This is a genomic window from Rickettsiales endosymbiont of Trichoplax sp. H2 (assembly GCF_009690945.1).
Lineage (GTDB): Bacteria > Pseudomonadota > Alphaproteobacteria > Rickettsiales > Midichloriaceae > Aquirickettsia > Aquirickettsia rohweri.
Genome location: NZ_NPHZ01000001.1, coordinates 258,119 through 278,988 on the forward strand (window position 1 = coordinate 258,119; position 20,870 = coordinate 278,988).

The 20,870-nt window shown below is 27.6% G+C and carries 24 protein-coding genes and 2 tRNA genes; 19 read left to right on the forward strand and 7 right to left on the reverse strand.

The genetic code is table 11. The features are described from left to right. Positions 1–20: 20 nt before the first annotated feature. Positions 21–1,766: an ABC transporter ATP-binding protein gene (locus h2es_RS01395; protein ID WP_154510718.1), complete on the forward strand. Its 1,746-nt coding sequence runs from the start codon at positions 21–23 to the stop codon at positions 1,764–1,766. 256 nt (positions 1,767–2,022) lie between these two features. Here the strand turns inward: h2es_RS01395 and ruvA are convergent, their stop codons facing one another. After that, positions 2,023–2,640: a Holliday junction branch migration protein RuvA gene (ruvA, locus tag h2es_RS01400; protein WP_154510720.1), complete on the reverse strand. Its 618-nt coding sequence runs from the start codon at positions 2,638–2,640 to the stop codon at positions 2,023–2,025. Positions 2,641–2,855: 215 nt separating this feature from the next. Here ruvA and h2es_RS01405 point away from each other — a divergent pair. The 6 genes from h2es_RS01405 to h2es_RS01430 all read left to right on the forward strand — a co-directional run bounded on the left by h2es_RS01405 (position 2,856) and on the right by h2es_RS01430 (position 7,053). Beyond that, positions 2,856–2,943 (forward strand) — tRNA-Leu (locus h2es_RS01405). 26 nt (positions 2,944–2,969) lie between these two features. Continuing rightward, positions 2,970–4,232, forward strand: a complete 1,263-nt coding sequence (gene glyA / locus h2es_RS01410; protein WP_326844993.1) for a serine hydroxymethyltransferase — start codon at positions 2,970–2,972, stop codon at positions 4,230–4,232. A gap of 29 nt (positions 4,233–4,261) precedes the next feature. Next, positions 4,262–5,191: a patatin-like phospholipase family protein gene (locus h2es_RS01415; RefSeq protein ID WP_154510724.1), complete on the forward strand. Its 930-nt coding sequence runs from the start codon at positions 4,262–4,264 to the stop codon at positions 5,189–5,191. A gap of 104 nt (positions 5,192–5,295) precedes the next feature. Then, positions 5,296–5,691: an SAM-dependent chlorinase/fluorinase gene (locus h2es_RS07795; protein ID WP_154510726.1), complete on the forward strand. Its 396-nt coding sequence runs from the start codon at positions 5,296–5,298 to the stop codon at positions 5,689–5,691. After that, positions 5,673–6,116: an SAM hydroxide adenosyltransferase gene (locus h2es_RS07800; protein ID WP_154510728.1), complete on the forward strand. Its 444-nt coding sequence runs from the start codon at positions 5,673–5,675 to the stop codon at positions 6,114–6,116. Before h2es_RS07795 ends, h2es_RS07800 begins: the two co-directional genes overlap by 19 nt. Before the next feature lie 46 nt (positions 6,117–6,162). Then, entirely contained in the window at positions 6,163–7,053 is an 891-nt protein-coding gene (locus h2es_RS01430) for a DMT family transporter (protein ID WP_154510730.1), read from the forward strand. A gap of 453 nt (positions 7,054–7,506) precedes the next feature. Here the strand turns inward: h2es_RS01430 and h2es_RS01435 are convergent, their stop codons facing one another. Together h2es_RS01435 and h2es_RS01440 are read right to left on the reverse strand one after the other, a co-directional pair. Beyond that, on the reverse strand, positions 7,507–8,598 hold the full coding sequence (locus h2es_RS01435; protein WP_154510732.1) for an MBL fold metallo-hydrolase: 1,092 nt from the start codon (positions 8,596–8,598) through the stop codon (positions 7,507–7,509). 21 nt (positions 8,599–8,619) lie between these two features. Beyond that, a complete protein-coding gene (locus h2es_RS01440; protein WP_154510734.1) occupies positions 8,620–9,150 on the reverse strand; it encodes a shikimate kinase in 531 nt (176 codons plus the stop codon). 129 nt (positions 9,151–9,279) lie between these two features. Here h2es_RS01440 and ygfZ point away from each other — a divergent pair, with 129 nt between their 5' ends. From ygfZ to h2es_RS01460, 4 genes are all read left to right on the forward strand, one after another. Then, complete coding sequence (ygfZ, locus tag h2es_RS01445) at positions 9,280–9,996, forward strand: CAF17-like 4Fe-4S cluster assembly/insertion protein YgfZ (RefSeq protein ID WP_154510736.1); 717 nt, start codon at positions 9,280–9,282, stop codon at positions 9,994–9,996. Positions 9,997–10,107: 111 nt separating this feature from the next. Then, on the forward strand, positions 10,108–11,931 hold the full coding sequence (gene aspS / locus h2es_RS01450; RefSeq protein ID WP_326844983.1) for an aspartate--tRNA ligase: 1,824 nt from the start codon (positions 10,108–10,110) through the stop codon (positions 11,929–11,931). A gap of 7 nt (positions 11,932–11,938) precedes the next feature. Continuing rightward, a complete protein-coding gene (gene acpS / locus h2es_RS01455) occupies positions 11,939–12,298 on the forward strand; it encodes a holo-ACP synthase (RefSeq protein ID WP_126045102.1) in 360 nt (119 codons plus the stop codon). Between the two features lie 62 nt (positions 12,299–12,360). Beyond that, entirely contained in the window at positions 12,361–12,801 is a 441-nt protein-coding gene (locus h2es_RS01460) for a response regulator (RefSeq protein ID WP_195909945.1), read from the forward strand. A 9-nt stretch (positions 12,802–12,810) separates the two neighbouring features. Here h2es_RS01460 and h2es_RS01465 read toward each other — a convergent pair whose 3' ends face one another. Continuing rightward, positions 12,811–13,422, reverse strand: coding sequence for a M15 family metallopeptidase (locus tag h2es_RS01465; protein ID WP_154510740.1), 612 nt, complete (start codon positions 13,420–13,422; stop codon positions 12,811–12,813). A 102-nt stretch (positions 13,423–13,524) separates the two neighbouring features. Here h2es_RS01465 and h2es_RS01470 point away from each other — a divergent pair, with 102 nt between their 5' ends. Then, positions 13,525–14,748, forward strand: coding sequence for a phage portal protein (locus h2es_RS01470; protein WP_154510742.1), 1,224 nt, complete (start codon positions 13,525–13,527; stop codon positions 14,746–14,748). A 369-nt stretch (positions 14,749–15,117) separates the two neighbouring features. Here h2es_RS01470 and h2es_RS01475 read toward each other — a convergent pair whose 3' ends face one another. Further along, positions 15,118–15,861: an outer membrane protein gene (locus tag h2es_RS01475; RefSeq protein WP_154510744.1), complete on the reverse strand. Its 744-nt coding sequence runs from the start codon at positions 15,859–15,861 to the stop codon at positions 15,118–15,120. 401 nt (positions 15,862–16,262) lie between these two features. Then, positions 16,263–16,667: an EVE domain-containing protein gene (locus h2es_RS01480; RefSeq protein WP_154510746.1), complete on the reverse strand. Its 405-nt coding sequence runs from the start codon at positions 16,665–16,667 to the stop codon at positions 16,263–16,265. 28 nt (positions 16,668–16,695) lie between these two features. Here h2es_RS01480 and h2es_RS01485 point away from each other — a divergent pair, with 28 nt between their 5' ends. Next, a complete protein-coding gene (locus h2es_RS01485; protein WP_126045064.1) occupies positions 16,696–17,145 on the forward strand; it encodes an HK97 family phage prohead protease in 450 nt (149 codons plus the stop codon). A 2-nt stretch (positions 17,146–17,147) separates the two neighbouring features. Here h2es_RS01485 and h2es_RS01490 read toward each other — a convergent pair. After that, positions 17,148–17,224 (reverse strand) — tRNA-Val (locus h2es_RS01490). Between the two features lie 119 nt (positions 17,225–17,343). On the opposite strand from h2es_RS01490, the gene h2es_RS01495 reads away from it, so the two are divergent. The 6 genes from h2es_RS01495 (at position 17,344) to h2es_RS01520 (ending at position 20,863) form a co-directional block, all read left to right on the forward strand. After that, positions 17,344–18,537, forward strand: coding sequence for a phage major capsid protein (locus h2es_RS01495; RefSeq protein WP_154510748.1), 1,194 nt, complete (start codon positions 17,344–17,346; stop codon positions 18,535–18,537). Positions 18,538–18,605: 68 nt separating this feature from the next. After that, a complete protein-coding gene (locus h2es_RS01500; RefSeq protein WP_154510750.1) occupies positions 18,606–19,100 on the forward strand; it encodes a hypothetical protein in 495 nt (164 codons plus the stop codon). A gap of 132 nt (positions 19,101–19,232) precedes the next feature. Continuing rightward, positions 19,233–19,751 carry a head-tail connector protein gene (locus tag h2es_RS01505; protein WP_154510752.1) on the forward strand — a complete coding sequence of 173 codons (519 nt, stop codon included), beginning with the start codon at positions 19,233–19,235 and terminating at the stop codon, positions 19,749–19,751. Then, entirely contained in the window at positions 19,748–20,074 is a 327-nt protein-coding gene (locus tag h2es_RS01510) for a phage head completion protein (protein WP_154510754.1), read from the forward strand. Before h2es_RS01505 ends, h2es_RS01510 begins: the two co-directional genes overlap by 4 nt. Further along, entirely contained in the window at positions 20,074–20,244 is a 171-nt protein-coding gene (locus h2es_RS01515; RefSeq protein ID WP_154510756.1) for a hypothetical protein, read from the forward strand. Before h2es_RS01510 ends, h2es_RS01515 begins: the two co-directional genes overlap by 1 nt. A gap of 226 nt (positions 20,245–20,470) precedes the next feature. Continuing rightward, positions 20,471–20,863, forward strand: coding sequence for a hypothetical protein (locus tag h2es_RS01520; protein WP_154510758.1), 393 nt, complete (start codon positions 20,471–20,473; stop codon positions 20,861–20,863). The last annotated feature ends 7 nt before the right edge of the window (positions 20,864–20,870 follow it).

Here is a 20,870-nt window from a genome sequence, read left to right on the forward strand (position 1 = left end):
TAAAACTTAATTAAGTTAACATGCAATCAATTTCAAGTCTAAATTTTTTAAAGCCATATTTAAAAAAACAAAAAATTAAATTGATAATAATGTTTTTAGCACTGATTATTACATCTTTTTCTGTCTTGATTTTTAGTAAATACCTAAGTTATATCATTGATAATTTTTTTTCAAATTCTTTAAATCCAAATTTTTTAAAGTTTTTTATATATCAGAATTTATTGATAATGATTTTAGCTATAGGGACTGCACTGAGGTATTATTTTACAACTTCTATTGGTGAAAATTTGATTCTTGATATTAAAAAAGATTTATTTAGTCATCTGCTTACTTTATCTCCAAGTTTTTTTGAAACTGAAAAAACTGGAAATATAATATCTCAAATTCAAAGTGACACACAAATAATTCAAAATTTAATAGGAAGTAATTTATCAGTTGCACTCAGGAATTTTATTATGTTAGTTGGTGGTGTTATAATGTTAATTTCAATGAGTCCAAAGCTTACTTTATATATTACAATTCTAATCCCGACAATTCTAATCCCAATAATTTTATTTGGAAAAAAGATTAAGAAATTATCTAAAGAAACCCAAAAACAACAAGGAATACTGAGCTCGATATCAGAAGAATCAATAAATGCAATAAAAACAATTCAGGCTTATTTATCAGAAGAATCGGAAAAAGATAGATATAATTCTTCATTAAAAGCAAATTTTATAACTGCTATGAAATTAGCTAAGTCAAAAGCTGGATTAATATTCATAGTAATTTTTTTAGTATTTTGTGGAATTGGACTCATTTTATGGTATGGAGGATATGATGTGGTAAATGGAAATATGAGTGTTGGTGAACTATCATCTTTTATATTTCTTGCAGTGATTTGTGCTGGTTCTATAGGTGGTTTATCTGAGACATTTGGTGAAATTATTAAATCTGCAGCAGCTTGTGAAAGAGCTGCTGATTTTTTAAGTGTTAAGTCTGATATTAATGATGAATTGAATGCAACTGATATAAATCAGGATAAAATAAAAAGTATTTTTTTTAAAAATGTTTATTTTTCTTACCCGTCAAAAGATAATATAAAGACGATTGATGATCTAAGTTTTGAAATTTTAAATAATGAAAAAATTGCCATAGTTGGAAAATCTGGAGCAGGAAAATCTACTATACTTGAGTTGTTAATGAGATTTTATGATATTAATTCAGGTGATATTTTTATTAATAATAACATACTTAAAAATCTAAAATTAGCTAGCTTGAGAGGTAAAATATCATATATTTCTCAAGATCCAATTATATTTTCATCAACTATTTATGAAAATATATTATTTGGTAATCCTAAAGCAATGAAGGAACAAGTTATAGAAGCTGCTAAAATCACAGCTGTAGATGAATTTGTTAATCAATTGCCAAAGAAATATAATACTTTTATTGGAGAAAAGGGAATAAGGCTCTCAGGAGGTCAAAAACAAAGAGTTGCACTGGCAAGAGCAGTATTAAAAAATCCTGAGATTTTATTATTAGATGAAGCAACTTCTGCTTTAGATTATAAAAATGAAAAGATTGTTCAAGATGCAATAAATCGCATTTCAAAAGGTAAAATATCCATAACAGTTGCGCATAGATTATCTACTGTAGTAAATGCAGATAGAATTTTAATGCTTGATAAAGGTAAACTTATAGAGCAGGGTAGTCATCAAGAATTGATGGCTAAGAAATCTGCTTATTACAAATTAGTAAACAGCCAAGTAGATTTGGTTGGTTGATAACTTTTATGGATTGCCACACAAATCAAAGATTTGTTCGCAATGACGTTTTTAATGCAGTCATCATGAGGCACTATCTTCTCAATTGTCATCACGAGCCACGTTAGTGGCGTGGTGATCCAGGGATGCTGCCTTATTTATGTGTATTGATGTATTTCTGGATTGCCACACTACGGCTGCCGCCTCCATTCGCTCGCAATGACAAAGGGTAGGTGAAATGCTCTCACAATGACTAAATTTTATATAATCCAGGAGTTTAGCTAGATAAGACTTTAATACAATCTTTAATTAAAATGTCTAATTTAAGATTTTCCAAATCTGCTTTATCAGAGATGATTTGGTTAATAGCTGAATTAATTTGGGTTTCAGCATATCCTAAATTTGAAAGTGCTGAAGTTGCATCTAAGATAATTTGAGATTGGCTATTATCGGAAGTATTAATCTCTTGCTTCATTTTAATATTTTGTAATTTACTAATAAATTTCTTATTTTTTAGTTCGTTAACAAGCCTTGCTGCTAGCTTAGGTCCAACACCAGATATTTGCGTAAATTTTGTATTATCATTGATTTGTACGGATTGAATGATCTCGTTAACATCAAGGCTTCCTATTATTGTCTGTGCAAGTTTTGCCCCAACCCCTTGTATTGTAAGTAAATGGTTAAAGAATTCTTTATCAATGCTATTTACAAAACCAAAAATGCTAATATCGTTTTCCTTAACTATTGTTTGTGTTATTAGTTCAATTTTATCACCAATATTATATTTAGAGATAGTTCTTCCTGAGCAAAAAACTATATATCCAACTCCATTTACATTTACAATAATATGATCTGAAGCTATATCACAAACTTCACCGAATAATTTTCCAATCATTTATAAATTTACTAAATTTTAATAAGTTAAATTAGCATTTTAGATGAGATTAATAAAGAGGAAGTATTATTAATTGATTTGAAAATAAAAATGGATTGCCACGAGCATTGGCATGCTCTCGCAATGACAATGCAATTTTTTTGTATCATTAATCTTAAAATTATAAAAAGTTGTTGAAATAATTTAATGTTTATACATAATGCTAAATATTGTGTGCCCGCATGATGGAATTGGTAGACATAACGGACTTAAAATCCGTGGGGAGTTCATCCCTTGCCGGTTCAAGTCCGGCTGCGGGTACCACTTCTTAAAATTTCTTAATTATGGAGATAGCTTTCTTTAACAAAAATTTATCACAAACAGATGACATCATAAAAAAATTTATTGGTGCAGAGTTAAACAGACAACAAAATTCAATAGAGCTAATTGCTTCTGAAAATATAGTTAGCAAAGCTGTTCTTGAAGCTCAAGGTTCAATTTTAACTAACAAATATGCTGAAGGATATCCTGGAAAAAGGTATTATGGTGGTTGTGAATATGTGGATGAAATAGAAAAATTAGCTATTGAAAGAGTGAAAAAACTGTATTCAGCAAATTTTGCAAATGTTCAACCTCATTCAGGTTCTCAAGCAAATCAGGCAGTGTTTTCTGCATTGCTTAAACCTTATGATAAAATTGTAAGTTTATCGCTTGATTGTGGGGGACATCTTACACATGGATCTAAAGTAAATTTATCTGGCAAATGGTTTGAAATTGAGCATTATTTTGTTGATAAAGTTAGTTATGAATTAGATTATGACGAAATTACAGCTATTGTAGATGAAGCTAAGCCTAAATTAATTATTGCTGGAGGCTCTGCATATCCAAGAAAAATTGATTTTGCTAAATTCAGACAAATAGCTGACAAAGTAGGGGCTTATTTGCTTGCTGATATGGCACATATTTCAGGTATTGTTGCTGCTGAATGTCATCAAAATCCTGTTAAGTATGCTCATATTGTAACATCTACAACTCATAAGACATTAAGAGGTCCAAGAGGTGGTATTATTCTAACAGACTATGAAGATATTGCTAAAAAAATAAATTCAGGAATATTTCCTGGAATTCAGGGTGGGCCACTTATGCATGTTATTGCAGCTAAGGCTGTAGCTTTTGGTGAAGCATTACAACCATCATTTAATGATTATATAAAGCAAGTTCTTATAAATGCAAAAGTGCTAGCAGAAGAATTAATGAATAGAGGGTATAATGTCATTACAGGTGGTACTGATACCCATTTGATTTTAGTAGATTTAAGAAAACAAAATATTACTGGCAAACTTGCAGAAGAATCATTGGAAAAAGTAGGTTTAACTTGTAATAAAAATGGTATTCCCTTTGATGATGCTAAACCATTTATTACTTCTGGAATTAGGTTGGGGACGCCAGCTGCAACTAGTAGAGGATTTAAAGAAGAAGAATTTAAAGTGATAGCTAATTTGATAGCAGATGTATTGGATGAATTAGATAATAATGGAGAAGTTAATTTGCATAATGAACAGATTTATCTTAAAAAAGTTCTGGATTTATGTATGAAATTTCCAATATATTAATTGATATAAATTTTTGTATTTAATTTAAAGTGAAAATAATATTAAGATTAAATAAGATAGTAATTTACCTTTTTTTATTAATATTAATTAGTTCATGTAAATATTCTAATCATAAAATAACTGAATATCCTTCTCAAAAGCCATATTTAGATAAACAAATTAATATAGCTTTAGTCTTAAGTGGAGCAGGCAGTAAAGGAATAGTACATGCTGGAGTTATTGCAGCTTTTGAAAAATATAATATACCAATAGATTTAATAGTTGGTTCCAGTGCTGGTTCGCTGGTAGGTTTGCTTTATGCAGATAGTAAAAATTCTGATAAAGTAAAAGAAATTTTAATAAATGCAAATAGAAAAGATTTTTTACAAGGTAGTCCAACTGCAAATTTTTTTGGTGCTACTTTATTTAACACTCCGGCTGGATATGGCAAATTTGAAAAGTTTTTAAAACTGAATGTTAAGTCAAAAAATTATGAAGAATTAAAAATTCCTCTAGTATCTATTGCAACAGATATAAGTTTTAATAAATCAACAATTTTTAATTCTGGTCCAATAAAGGATAGTATATTTGCAAGTTGTGCTATACCTGGATTATATAAGCCTATAAAAATAGGTGATAAATTATTTGTTGATGGTGGAGTTATTTCTCCAGTTCCAGTTAGGGAAGCTATGCGGTTTAAGCCAAAATTAATTATTGCAGTAAATGCTGTTTCTCCACCACCTAGTAATGGCATTTTAAATAATATATCAATATTATATAGAAGTAGTTGGGTGACTTATTATCAACTATCTTTAGAACAAGAAAATCTTGCTGATTTATCTATTAATATTGATACTTCAAAATATGATTGGCTTGATAATTTAAGTAAGAAAGATAAATTAAATTTATTTAATATAGGTTTTAAAGAGGGAGAGAGATTAATAAAAAATAATTTAACAAAACTCAGAGAAATAACTTAGAAAGACAGAAATCTGATAAGAAAATATAACACTATTTTAAAGAGTTATTGACATAATAATTTATATATGACCTAGTGCCCAGTGCTATATATGGAAGATAGATAATGGGTGAAATTAATACTTTATCAAGTAATATAATTGTACTTCTTACGGATTTTGGCAATTTTGACGGAACAGTCAGTGAATTGAAAGGGGTTATTTATTCAGTTGATAATAACCTAAAAATATCAGATTTAACTCATGAAATTGCACCGTTTAATATTTTAGAAGCGGCTTATCGTTTATATCAGGTTGCAATGTATTGGCCCAAGGGTACTATATTTGTTAGTGTTGTAGATCCAGGTGTTGGCACAAGCCGTAAATCAATTATATTAAAATCTAAAACAGGGCATTATTTTATTTCTCCAGATAATGGTACATTATCTTTTATAGATGCATTCTTAAGTATAGAAGAGGTTAGGCAGATAGATGAAGAAAAAATATGTTGCCTGATGTTATAACCATGACTTCTCATGGAAGAGATTTATATGTTTATGTTGCTACAAGATTTGCATCTGAAAAAATTAAATTTGCTGAGATTGGAGATAAATTATCTACTGAAATAGTTAAAATTTCATTAAAAAAAGCAGAAATAAAAGAAGATTCATTAGTTGGCAATATTATTAGTTATGATATATATGGTAATATTTGGACGAATATTAATTTAGATATTATTAAGCAATATAATTTTAAAGTAAATAATGAATATTTATTAATAATTTTTTTCAATCAAGATAAGTATTTTGAAAAGATTGTTAGATTTTTCAATACATTTGCTGATGCAAAGCTTGAAGAAGAGCTTTTGTATATCAATAGTATATCTTGTTTGGGAGTTGCTACTAATCAAGCCAATTTAAAAAACAAAATAAAATTGCTCATGGTTTAGATTGGGTAGTGAAAATTAAAAAAATAAATAATCAAAAATAAAATTTATGCACAAAACTTTAAAAGTAAATATATATGGTATCTTCTGGTTTATATTAAGTTTACTATTAGATAATATCAATGATGTTATAATGAAATATGTAGGGAATAATATCAGCTCTTATGAGATAATATTTTTTAGATATTTATTTAGTGTAATAGTATTATTGCCATTTATTCTTAGGAAGAAATATAGCTCTTCTACAATTATGAGAATACATTTTATTAGAGGATTTTTATTATTTGTGGGAATTATATTATGGTGTGTAGGGTTGAAAGTTGTAAAACTCACTGTTGCCACATCTATAAATTTTATTATGCCAATTTTTATTTTAATTCTTGCAAGAATATTTTTAAAAGAATCTTTTAATCGCATAAAATTAATTGCAACAATGCTAGGTTTTATTGGTACTATTATTGTAATTAATCCAAATAGCACAGATTTTAATCTTACATCATTGGTGTTTCTAATAAGTGCAATTTTATTTGCTTTATTAGATATAATAAACAAACGTTTTGCGGTTCAAGAGTCAATGATAAGCATGCTGTTTTATTCTAGTCTTTTTGTGCTTATATTGAGTATAATCCATGTGTTTTATAATTGGATTACTCCTACGTTTAATGATCTGTTTTATTTATTTCTACTAGGAATAACTAGTAATTTGATTCTATATTGCTTGCTAAAGTCTTTTAAACTAATTGAAGTTTCATCAGTAGCTCCATATAGATATATTGAGCTCATTTTTTCTGCAGTATTAGGCTATATTATCTTTGATGAAATACCAGATTTAACAACAATAATTGGATCGGCTATAATTATTATGGCAACAGTAATACTAGTTTATGAAACAATAATTATAAAAAAATTTTCAAAGATTGAAAAAGTTAAACTAATATAACCTGAGCTGCATATAAGAAATTAGAAAATTATACCAGGTCTTGTCATCACGAAGGAGCAATGTATGCCACATTACAGTCATCACGAGGGAGAGACAAAGTCTCGACTGTGGTGATCCAGAATTGTTACCTTAATTACATTTGTTGATAATTTTCCTGGATTGCCACGAGCACTTTGTGCCCTCGCAATGACTAAATTGAAAAAAGTACTTCGTGATGACATATATAGCAACAGTAATTGCGAGGATGCGATAGCATCCGTGGCAATCCATTAATAATGCGCTTTATGATGACAAAATTTGCTATAAATCTCTTACTTCTTATATGCAGCTCGGGTTAAATTAATATAATTTAATTATATTTTTACTTATTACAATGTAAATTTACCAGATTTTACTTCTTTCTTAACGTACTTAAATTAAAGTTATTTAGCTATAGAGCAAAAAATTGTGTCTTTAATTCAAAATTTTGTATTCTCCATTTTTTAGAATGCTAAAGTGATTGAGGTCTAGATTATATTTATTTAATGATTTGGTTAAGTCAAGAACTGGGTCATCATAATTTTCAAAGGATAATATAAATGTTCCAAAGTGAATAGGTATATTAATTTTACTTTCAAGTATCATACTAGCTTTTACTGCTTCTTCTGGATTCATATGAACATATCTAAAACTATCTGGTTTGTAGGCACCAATTGGTAAAAGAGATACATCAATAACTTCAAATTTTTTTCTTATTTCATGAAATTGATTTGAATCAAAACCAGTATCACCGGCAAAATAAATTTTCTTATTTGAAGATTTTATTACAAATCCTCCCCATAATGTAGAATTTTTATCGTCTAAAAACCTAGAAGAAAAATGTTGTGCTGGAACATATGTAATTTCTAAAAATTTGTTATTATTTAGTAGAGAATTTGGAAATTTAAAATTATCCCACCAATCTAACTCAATAATTTTATTTTTAGGCACTCCTATTTGTGATAAAATGCCTCCAACGCCAAGTCCTACAATAAATATAGGATTATGAATTTTAACTAGTCTTTTTATAGTCTGAGAGTCTAAATGATCATAATGACTATGACTAATTAAGATTATATCAATTTTAGGTAAATCATCAAATTTAACACCTGGTTTTGCTCTTCTTTTTGGCCCTAAAAATTGTAAAGGACTTGCATAATTAGACCATATTGGGTCAGTTAAAATGTTATAATTAGCAATATTAATAAGATTTGTAGCATGATTAATAAAAAATATTATATCAAAGTTATTTTTATTTATTATGTTTATTGGATTGGTATAATTTACATTTATGTTTTTAGGCCAAATTGCACCTTTTCCAAGTAATTTATTTTTAAAATAATTTAACAAAACTTTGTCGTTTGTTTTTAATGTATTACTTTTAAGATTATGAAATTTTGCTCCATCAAAATGATCTGTAATTTTGCCATAGTAGTAATTTTTATATGAATTTTTATTTGCTAAATGAAAAATTAAAACTAGAGAAAATAATATTATAAGAATAATAATGGTAAATATCTTGAGCATATATTTCCTTATTTTAGATATTTATACTTGAAACTTTTCTAATTTTTCAATTAAATTATTAACTAAGTGATGAGCTTCTAAATCACTTTCAATCCTTATATCTGCTTGATTAAAAATAGGTTTACGTTCTTTAAGAAGTTTCTCTAGTAACTCTTTTTTGTTATTTGTAGTAATTAATTCCGGTCTGGTATTGCGTCTAGAAACTCTTTCAAATATTGTTTCTAATTTTGAATCTAACCATATAGAAATAGTATATTTTTTAATAAAATTTCTTATATTCTCATTAATAAAGCTACTGCCACCTATTGATAATACTATTACGCCATATCCAATAATTTCTTTTATAACTTCTTCTTCTTTTTGTAAAAAGTACTTTTCACCCATAAAATCATGAATATCAACTATACTTAATCCTTCTCTTTCTTCAAGTACTCTATCACTATCATAAAATTTTAAATTTAATTTTCTTGCTAATTTTCTTCCAACTGTACTTTTGCCGCTCCCCATCATACCAATAAGAACTATTGGTTTAGTAAAAAATTTTTTTGTCACAAATACTTATATATGATTATTAAATGTAAACATGCTATATTAATATATAGAGTATAATATTTTCAAGTATTATTATACAGTTCAATGTTTTATTATAAAATTACTTAATCCTTTAGAAATTTTAGAAATATGTATAAATATTATTTAAATTATAGAAGATTAATAAATATTACTGGAAAAGACTCTGAGATTTTTCTTCAAAATATCTTATCAAACGATATCAATATGTTAGATAAGGAAAATATTCAATATTCTTTATTATTAACTCCAAAGGGGAAAATGCTATTTGATTTTTTTATTTTTAAAATTTCTGAAAAATATTATTTAGATTATCATCAAAATTATATAAATGATATAAAAATAAAGTTGATGCTTTATAAATTGCATTCAGATGTTAATATTATGGATTGTAAAGCGCATGTTTTTATTACAACTGAAGATTTTAATGAATTTAGTTATATAGATCCTAGAAATAAAAATTTAGGGATGAGATGTTATGATTTTGATATGAAACAAAATAACTTTAATGATATTGCAAAGTATAATGAAATAAGGATCAAGTATTTAATTCCAGAATTTGGAGTTGATTTTTTTCCTGAAGAATTTTATCCATTAGATTTGGGATTGGATAATTTAAATGCAATTAGTTTCAATAAGGGATGTTATATTGGTCAAGAAGTTACAGCTAGGATGTACCATCGTGGTAAAAGAAGAAAAAAATTAGAAATGATAAATTTAAATAATTATCAAATTAACGATAAAGAAGTTATTAAGGATAATAAAAAGATAGGAAAAATTTTAAAAATTTATAACGATCATGCACTAGCGTTAATTAAAAGTGAATAAATAGGGATTTAGAATTCCAAACTTAAAAGATTCAAGGTGTCAAAATGTTAATTGTCAAAAAAAAATATATAGTGTATTCTGCAAAAAATTTAATTATAAAGTATAAGACAGGTGTCTAAATATAGAACTCATAAATGTGGAGAATTAAACTCCAACGATATTGGAAAATTTGTAAAAGTATCAGGATGGATACATAGAAAAAGAGATCATGGAGGGGTGTATTTTATTGATTTAAGAGATCATTTTGGAATTGTGCAGTTGGTTACTTCAGATCAAGATGATAAGATTTATAGTTTATCTAAAGAGGATTTTGATAAATTAACATCGCTTAGCTATGAAAGTGTAATAACTATAGAAGGGCAAGTGGTAAAAAGATCAGAAGATACAATTAATTCTGAAATGGACACAGGAGAAATTGAAATAGTTATTAAGAATTATAATATTGAATCAGAAGCTGATACTTTACCAATTAATGTTAACTCTACTCAACCATTTCCAGAAGATTTAAGATTAAAATATCGTTTTCTTGATTTAAGAAAAGAGAAAATGCATGATAACATTAAATTAAGAAGCAAAGTAATTAAGTTTTTGAGAAACCAAATGTGGGATCATGGGTTTGATGAATTGCAGACACCAATTTTAACTGCTAGTTCCCCTGAGGGAGCAAGAGATTTTTTAGTACCAAGTAGATTGCATCCTGGTAATTTTTATGCATTACCACAGGCTCCACAACAATTTAAACAGTTATATATGATATCTGGGTTTGATAAATATTTTCAAATTGCTCCATGTTTTAGAGATGAAGATGCAAGAGCAGATAGAGCGCCTGGTGAGTTTTATCAACTAGATATAGAAATGTCATTTGTGACACAAGATGATATTTTTGCAGTGATAGAACCGGTATTATACAATACATTTAAAAATTTCTCTAATTATAAAATTTCAAAAGCTCCATTTCAAAGGATATCTTATGATGAATCTATTTTAAAATATGGTTCAGATAAACCTGATTTAAGAAACCCTATAATTATTAATGATGTTACAGATATCTTTAGAGGATCTGGATTTGGTATTTTTAATGATGCAATAGAAAAAGGATGTGTAATAAGAGCAATACCAGTTCATAAAACTGGAGATTTAAGTAGAGGATTTTATGATAAAATGATTGCTTTTGCTCAATCTGAGCTAAAAGCAAAAGGATTAGCTTATATAATTATTGATGAAAATGGCAATGGTAAGGGGCCAATTGCTAAATTCTTAAATAATGAAAAATTCCAACAGTTAAAGGATATATGTAATTTAGAGCCAAATGATTCTGTTTTCTTTACTTGTGATATTGAAAAAATAGCAGCTTTGAATGCTGGTAAAGTTAGAAATAAACTTGGGATAGATTTAAAATTAATCAATGAAAATGAATTTCATTTTTGCTGGATCGTTGATTACCCATTTTATGAGTGGAATGATGATGAAAAAAAGCTAGATTTTTTCCATAATCCTTTTTCGATGCCTCAAGGTGGTATAGAAATTTTAAGCAATGCAAAAACATTAGATGAAAAACTAGCTATTAAGGCTTATCAATACGATATAATTTGCAATGGTATTGAGTTATCTAGTGGAGCAATTAGAAATCATAGCCTTGTAATAATGTATAAAGCTTTTGAGAATATTGGTTATACAAAAGAACAAGTTGATAATTCGTTTCCAGCTATGGTGAAAGCATTAACATATGGAGCTCCTCCTCATGGTGGTATTGCGCCAGGAATTGATAGAATGATAATGTTACTTGCGAATGAGCCTAATATAAGAGAAATTATAGCTTTTCCATTAAATCAAAATGCTCAAGATTTATTAATGGGAGCTCCATCACAAATTGATAAAAAATCTCTTTCGGAATTGTGCTTATTAGTTAATAACAAATTAAAACAACCAAAATAACAATCAAATGATTATTGGTGTTGGATGTGATATTATTGATATTAGAAGAGTTAAGACTTTAATTACTAAGTATAATGATAAGTTTTTTGATAGAATTTTTACTAAGAAAGAAATTTTATATGGAAAATCAATAAATAATGTATCTTACTTTGCAAAAAGATTTTCTGCAAAAGAAGCGTATGCTAAAGCTACTAAATTTGGGATTGGAAGAAATATAAGTTTTAAGGACATTGAAGTATTAAATGATAAAAAAGGTGCTCCATTTTTTAATGAGCATCCATTTCAATCACAAAATATTAATGCGTTTTTATCAATGTCTGATGAATGGCCATATGCAATATCTTATGTAATTTTAGAGAAAATTTAAAAAATTATAATATATTTCTTGTCAAAATTAAAAAAATGTATTTAATATTTAGTCAGTGGAATATGAGTAAGATAAATAAATTGAAAAAAATAAAAAATATACATCTTGTGAAATCTAATAAGCAAATTAATATTTTAATTGTTGACGATAATAATTATATTAGGAGTTTAGCGACTTCATTATTGAAAAAACAAGATTACAATGTTATATCAGCTGCAGATGCATTTGAGGCTGTTGAATTAATAAAGCATTATGGTGTGAAATTTTTGGATTTAATTATTACTGATTATCAAATGCCAGGTATGAATGGTTTAGATTTTGTTAAAAAAGTGAAAGCAAAAGAAGGTTTTGAAAATATCCCAGTTATATTATTATCTCAACATAATAATGTTTTCTTTACACAAAATCAGAGTCAAGAAAAATTAGAAATATTTGATGCAGTTATTCATAAAACAAGCATTTATAAATTTTTGATGCAAGAAGTTCATAATTTGTTAAGATAAGTAAAAATTTTATTTTACTATGAAATCGAAATATTGATTTTTAAATGGTTCATCAATAAGAGTGTAGTGCCACCACTCTTTCCATAAGTTTTTAAAACCAAATTTTTCCATTATGGATTTTAATAATAATCGATTTTTTTTAGCTATATCTGGGATATTTGGGGTTGCTGTGTGAGATATTTCATCAAAAAGATCAAATATTCCTCCCATTTCTAGTTCTTGGTTAGTTTTCAGATCTATTATTGTAAGATCTACTGTACTTCCTCTTGAGTGTGTTGATAGTGTATCTGCTATATAATTTCCAATGGAATCTGAACGATTGATATTTGGGTAGTATATTTTCTTTAAATCTAAATTATCTTCTTTAGAGTATGCCCAATCTATAAAACTTTTTGCTGCATTTTTGGGTCTATATGCATCAAAGATTTTTAAATTCATTCCATATTGATTTAATTCATCATTTAGTTCTTTTAAAATTTTTGCAGCTTTTAGTGTTATGATGCAAATATTTCTTTCATATCCAGGTACTATTTTGCCAGTAAAATTATTTTCTGTTGCATATCTCATTTCTGTAATGATTTTTGGAGCAATATCTTTTAAATATACAAAGTCCTTATGCATTTTAAATTTTAAATATTAATTTTAATAAAATGTTACTTCCTGAATTTTTAAATGCAAGTAGTATGAAAAATATAAGGTCAAATAATTGTAATCATATTAGGAATGAAATTTTTCAAAAGAATTAAATCAGTTTTTAATAATCATAAATTTAACAAAAAGAATCTAGCAGTTAATTTTAATAATAATTTTTCAAATTTTAATTCATATTTTTATAATATAGAAAAACCAGTTTGGATGGAAAGAAATTATGAACAATTTGCTGTTGAAGGTTATTCAAAAAATGTTATTGCCTATAGAGCAATTAATATGATTGCAAGTTCTTCAGCATCGATTAGTTTGAAGGTTTTTGATTATAATGGAAGTCCATTAGAAGGACATCCAATTATAGATCTTTTATATAAACCAAACCCTCATCAAAATAAAAGTGAGTTACTTGAAAATATTTATTTATCTAGATTAATAAGTGGAAATGCTTATTTATTTTCAGCATCTGATTTAAATAAGTTACCTAAAGAAATTTATAGTTTAAGGCCAGATAGGGTAAATGTTATTGCAGGTGATAATTGCTTACCTTTAGGATATCAATATAAGATTGGGAAAAATGAGCAAGTTTTTGCTGTAGATCAAATTAGTGGTTTATCAAGAATTCTTCATATTAAAAATAGTAATCCACTTTGTGATTGGTATGGTCTTTCTGCAATTGAGGCTGCAGCATATAGTATTGATCAGCATAATAATGCTGCTTCCTGGAATCAAGCTTTACTTCAAAATGGTGCAAGGCCAAGTGGAGCTATTATTGTAAAAAGTGCAGATGGCAGGCCTTCTGAATTAACTGATGAGCAATTTAGCCGGCTTAAGGAAATGATAGAAGGGGATTTTACTGGTGCAGTTAATGCTGGTAAGCCTATGATATTAGAAGGTGGATTAGATTGGAAGGAGATTAGTTTATCACCAAAAGATATGGATTTTATTGAAGGTAAACATAGTGCTGCTAGAGATATTGCTCTTGCTTTTGGTGTTCCACCACAACTTCTTGGTATTCCTGGAGATAATACATATAGCAATTTAGTTGAAGCCAGAACTACTCTTTGGGAACAGACTATTTTACCGCTTGCACAAAATACGATTGATCATATTGGAAGATGGCTTGCTAAGTTATATAAACAAGAAGTTATTCTAAAATTAGATAAAGATAATATTCCTGCACTTGCAAATAAGAGAGAAGCCATCTGGGATAGGCTAGAAAAAGTTAATTTTATGACAATTAATGAAAAAAGAAAGCAAGTTGGCTTATCTCCTATAAAAGGTGGTGATAGTGTTGTTTAATATATGTTGATTGTTTTCTGGATTGCCACGGATGCTATCGCATCCTCGCAATGACAGGGTAGGTAGCATGTTCATTCGCAATGACAAAGTATCTTGCAGTCATCACGAGCCACGAAAGTGGTGTGGTGATACAGGAATGTTGATGTATTTATGTTTGATTGGTGTATTTATGGATTGCCGCGCTCATCTATGATTCGCTCGCAATAACAAGATAAGGAAGGTGGATTGCCACACAAATCAAAGATTTGTTCGCAATGACAGGGTAGGCAAAAGATGTTTATTTGTAATGACAAAGTAGGTGAATAGGCATAAAAAAAGCCTTGAAGAATTAACCTCAAGGCTATTATTTTAATTTAGCAATTAACTAAATTAGAATGCAAATCTAACACCTGCAGAAATAGTGTGTATTGATTTACATGTATTTGCCATTTTATCACCAGCTTTTTGTATAACTGTACCAGCAGAGTTTTTAAGTTCAGCTGTTTTATAACTTCCAGTCATTCCAGAAAGTTTATAACCAACATCTAAATGAATATCTTTAGACATTTCGTAACCAACACCAAGACCAACTTGATAAGCAAAACTTGTTAAGTTTTTAGATTTTTGTGTTGCATAACTTTGTGTAACATCTTTACCACCAGAAGTATAGCTTATAGATGGGGAAATTTCAATTGAACTCCTGCTAACACCAACACCAGCCATTACATATGGTGTGAACTCTGAAGAGTTGTGGAAATCATAATAAGCATTAGCCATTAAGCTCATATTCTTTGCTTTTATTTTTGCTTTACCATTAAATTCAGAACTAGAATCTGGAGTTTTTGCAGTTGTTATACCGTATTCTGTATTTAAACCATTAAATTCAGTAAGAGTTTTTTTTTCTTTTTGGGTTTTTGTTGGTTTAGAGAAATTTAATGTTACATCTGTTCTAACGTTATCAGAAAGAGCATAACCAAAACCGACGTCACCAGCAAAGCCTTTTAACTTAACATCACTATACTTATGAAATTGATAACCTAAATCACCTCTCATATACATTTTGCCAGCTTCCATAGCTGATGCACCTGTAGTAAATGCTGCAACTGCAACTGTTGTAAGTAGAATTTTTTTCATATTATTTATTACCTTTAAATTGTTTCCTAAGAACGAATTCTTAATTAACTACTGTTAAATACTACTGTTAGATTTAATGCAAATAAAAAAGCTATATTTTGAGTGAAATATTTTTAAAGTGTGGTAAAAATAATACACTATGTAATTTTCTGGATTGCCACGAGCATTGATATGCTCTCGCAATGGCAACACCATCACAGTCATCACGAGCCACGAAAGTGGCGTGGTGATCCAGGAATGTTTCCACTTTATGTTTTGCTGATGTATTTGTGGATTGCCACAAGCATTGATATGCTCTCGCAATGACAAGAGAGGAATGTGCATTGCCGCACTCACTGCGTTCGCTCGCAATGACAAGATAAGGCATAATGTTAGTTCGTAATGACAGGGTAGGTAGCATGTTAATTCGCAATGGCAGTAATAATATTATATTCTTTTGCTGTAATTGGCATAACAGAAAGCCTTGATTGTTTAACAAGTGCAATATCTTGCAAATTTGGATTTTGTTTAATTTCAGCAAGTGAGACAGAATTTTTAAAAGAACTGATGTATTTAAAATCTACCATATCAAATTTGCCTGATGGATCGGTATGATCTGGATAATATTCTTTCACAACTTTCACAAGGCCTTTAATAGCTTTTTCTTGATTGGAATGATAAAAAAATGCTAAATCACCAAGTTTCATTTTACGCATGTTATTTCTAGCTTGATAATTTCTAACGCCGTCCCAGCAAGTGACTTTATCTTGCTGCATTTTAGTCCAAGAATATGAGTTTGGCTCAGATTTTATTAACCAATATTTCATAAATTTTTATAAATAAATAATAAAGAATATGATTGCAAATAGTTTAAAAGATAACAACTTAAATTTAAAAAATATTGATAATGTTAAATATTTTACAGGATATGCCAGTATATTTAATGTTGTTGATTATGCAGGAGATCTAATTTTACCAGGTGCTTTTATTGAAAACCAGGTAGAAGGAATTAAATTGTTGTGGCAACATAATCATCAAAATCCTATAGGTATTATTGATAAAGCTTATGAAGATAAAAAAGGGCTTTATGTAGAAGGTAGGATTTTTTTAGATCTTTCTTTGGGTAAAGAGGCTTATATATTAATTGAGAATAAAGTGACTGATCATTTGAGCATTGGTTATGAAGTGCTTGATTTTTATTATGCTGGGGAAATTAGGTGTATTATAAATGTGAATTTATGGGAAGTTAGTATTGTTACATTTCCTGCAAATAAGTATGCTGAGGTTCTAGCTATTGGCAGTTAAAGTGGTGGGTGATAGTGGATTCGAACCACTGACCCCTACGATGTCAACGTAGTACTCTAACCAACTGAGCTAATCACCCGTAGTAGCTCTTAGGGAAGCTACTATTATAAAAAAATATGACAATACATTTTTTATATAGTCAAACAAAGTGATATTCAAGGTTTTTTAAGTTTTATAACATAAATAAGGAGTAATTATATGAATAATATAACTAATAATGATATTGCTACAAAAACAAATAAAATTGGAAGTACTTGGGAGCAATTTAAATCTATTAATGATAGGAGGATTAACGAGATTGAAAAAAAAGGTAGTGCGGATTCAGTTACTTTATCGCACTTAGATAAAATTAATAAGTCACTTGATAGATATCAAGATAGTTTAAATAAAATTGAAAGTGTTTTAAATAGGCCGGCTTCTAATCGACATAAATTGAATGAGACTAATTGTGAATATAAGAATGCTTTTTGTAAATATGTTAAGAAGGGATTGGAATCAGATATTGCAAATTTAGAGCAAAAAAATTTAAACAATAGTGCTGATCAAAAGCTTGGATATTCTGTGACAAATAAAATGAATCAAGCTATTGATACATTATTAGTCGAAAATTCTCCTATGAGGAAAATTTCAAGTGTTTTGGAAATTTCTACTGATTCATTGGAATTGATTGAAGATAGAGAAGATATTACGAGTGGATGGTCTGAAACAGGCCTAAGTGGTATAGAAAATTCTAAAGAAACTGTCTTTACTAAGAAAATTATTTTAACTCACGAGTTATACGCACAGCCAAAAGTTACCCAAAAACTTGTTGATGATCCTAGAATTGATGTGGAAGATTGGTTATCAAAAAAACTCTCTAACATCTTTATTAGACAAGAAAATAGTGCATTTATAAATGGAAATGGAATTGGTCAGCCTAAAGGAATTCTTTCGTATGAAGATGGTAATGAATGGGGGAAAATTGAAAGAATTAAAACGGAATCTAATAAGTTAAATGCAGATGATATTATTAAGCTATTTTTTAGTATTAAAGAAATTTATTCAAATAATACAAATTTTTTAATGAGTAGAGATTCACTGCAAAAAGTAAGGATGCTAAAAGATAAGAACGGTCAATATTTATGGCAACCAAATTTGTCAGAAGGTGGTTTTAGCACTTTATTTGGTTCTAAAATATATATTTCAACTGATATGCCATGTATTAATCCAGGTAAAATATCAATAGCATTTGGCAATTTTAAAAATGCTTATCAGATTATTGATCGTGGAGATGTAAGGGTTCTTCGTGATCCTTTTACTCATAAACCATATATTAAATTTTATTCTACTAAAAAAGTCGGTGGAGATATTGTTAATTTTGAAGCTATAAAATTATTAGAAATAGCTAGCTAAATTACTTGTTTCATACTTACAATGAGTATACATATTTTAGTTAAGTATACGTATTAATATTTGTAAGTATGAAATTCATTAGGATTTTTATTGTTTTATTAATTTTATCTGGGTGTGGATTTAAGCCTTTATATTATGGAGATTATAAAAATGATATTTTAAGTGATTTTTATTGTGAAAGGATAACAAATGATCAAAAAAATCCAAGAGCAACATTTTTTTTAAATAATGAGTTAGATAGATTATTTAAAGAAAATAATAAAAAAGAAGCTAAGTATTTGCTTAAGATTGAGTATAACGTGGATAAGGATGATTATTTAATTCAAGATAATAGTGTTGCGAATAGAAAGAAAATTCAGGTTACTTTAAGTTATAAAGTTACAGAGTATAAAGGTGATAAAATATTAGCTTCAGGTAAATTAACAGATTTTGATAGTTTTGCTATTACAGAATTTCCTTATTCTGATTATGCTACTGAGGAAGAGCTTATAATTAGAATATTATTATCATTAATTCAAGAGTTAAGATTGCAACTTTTAGCAAAATTTTTAAAAGAGACGTAATTCTATAGATTGTTGTATTCGTTTTAAGTTTTTACAATAATGATTTTAATTAGCTCATTTAGAGAGTGCATAGTGATTGTAGTAACTCAATAAATCTTATTTTCAATATAAATAAAATTAGGAGGAGAAGAAATGATTGTTTCAATGAAAAAAATTGAAGACGCGAGGCAAAATTTAATAAAATTAAGGGAAGTAAAAAATTACCTTAAAATTGATAATGAAGTTGAAGATAGTTTATTAAGTGATTTTATTTTAGCAGCTACTCGAGATTGTGAAGAATGGAGTGGAATAATGATTTCTAAAACAAAAATAAGTGTTATTTATAAGCAAAATGACAAAAATAAATATTATTTTGTACTTCCAAAAAAGCCAGTTATTAAAATTGTTAATATTTATGGATTTTATGATAATGGGGTTAAATCAATAATTAATGAAAATTATTATTGCCTTTTAATAGATAAAGTTATTCTAAGGCAAAAATTTAATTTCAATAATATTAATATTAATTTTGAAGTGGGATACACAAATGAAATACCTGAAAATTTAAAAATTACTATCTTTGAACATATAAGTGATATGTATGAAAAGAGAAGTGTGTGTTCAAATTTTTTAGCTGAAAAATATAAAAAATATAGGAATATAAAATTATGATAAAAAATTTTAGTGAAATGAATCAAAGAGTGAATTTATTTACACATGATAAGATTTATGACCAGTATGGAGGGTACATTATAGATTGGAAAGAGTATATTAAAATTTGGGCTAAGAAAGAGCTCTTAGAAGAAGATATTAAAAGCAAAAAGAGTGATATAAAAAAGCAAGCACTTTATAAATTTACTATAAGACATGTTGAGAACATTTCTTTGCCACTAAAATTACAATGTAATTTAGATAATTATTTTGTAAACCAAATAAAACAAGATAAGCAAAATAAAAAATATATGGTTTTGTTTGGTAAATTATATGGAGAATAATGGATATAATAAGCGACTTAGAAAAAAAATTAATTTTATTTTTTAAAAGTAATTTTTTTGAGGGCCTTATAAAAGGCATATACACATGCATTCCAGATGATGCAAATTATCCATTTATAAAAATAGAATTTTTTAAAAAAAGCAGTTATATGAATCAATTGAAAATTTAAGTTGTATAGATGCTAATATTCAGATTGTAACAAATGATTTTTCAAATGAAAAATGTCTTAAAATTTTAAATAAAATAGAAGAGGTTAACTTAAATGAAGAAATTAACTTTGAGTATTTGGATCAGTATTATTTTAAAAAAAATAATTCAAATGTTTCGCAAAATATAAATGGTTTTTGGAAAGCAAATTTATCAATATGCCTTTTATATATTAGATAGGAGAAAAAATGAATATTATGAAAACAGGAAAAGATATAAATTTTTTTATTTTTAATCCTCATGCAAGTAAGATATCAGGATTAAGATTATTGAAATTTAATATTAAAAACAACTATATATACTATGGCTCTATTAATGAGGATAGAAACTTAACTGAATTTCCTGATAAACAAATTTTAAATATTAGTTTAAATGGTATGTATAATAATACGCCAGAATATAAGCTATTAAATAATTCTGCAATATTAGGGGATGAATTAAAATGCAAAATAGAAATAAATTCTGATTATTGCATCTTAGGAAATTTTATTATAAATGAATTTGAAGTTGAGAGTGTGAAATCAGATTTGATTTTTTATAAATTTTCTCTTCTTAATTCTGGAAAATTCAACATATCATAGGTTTAAA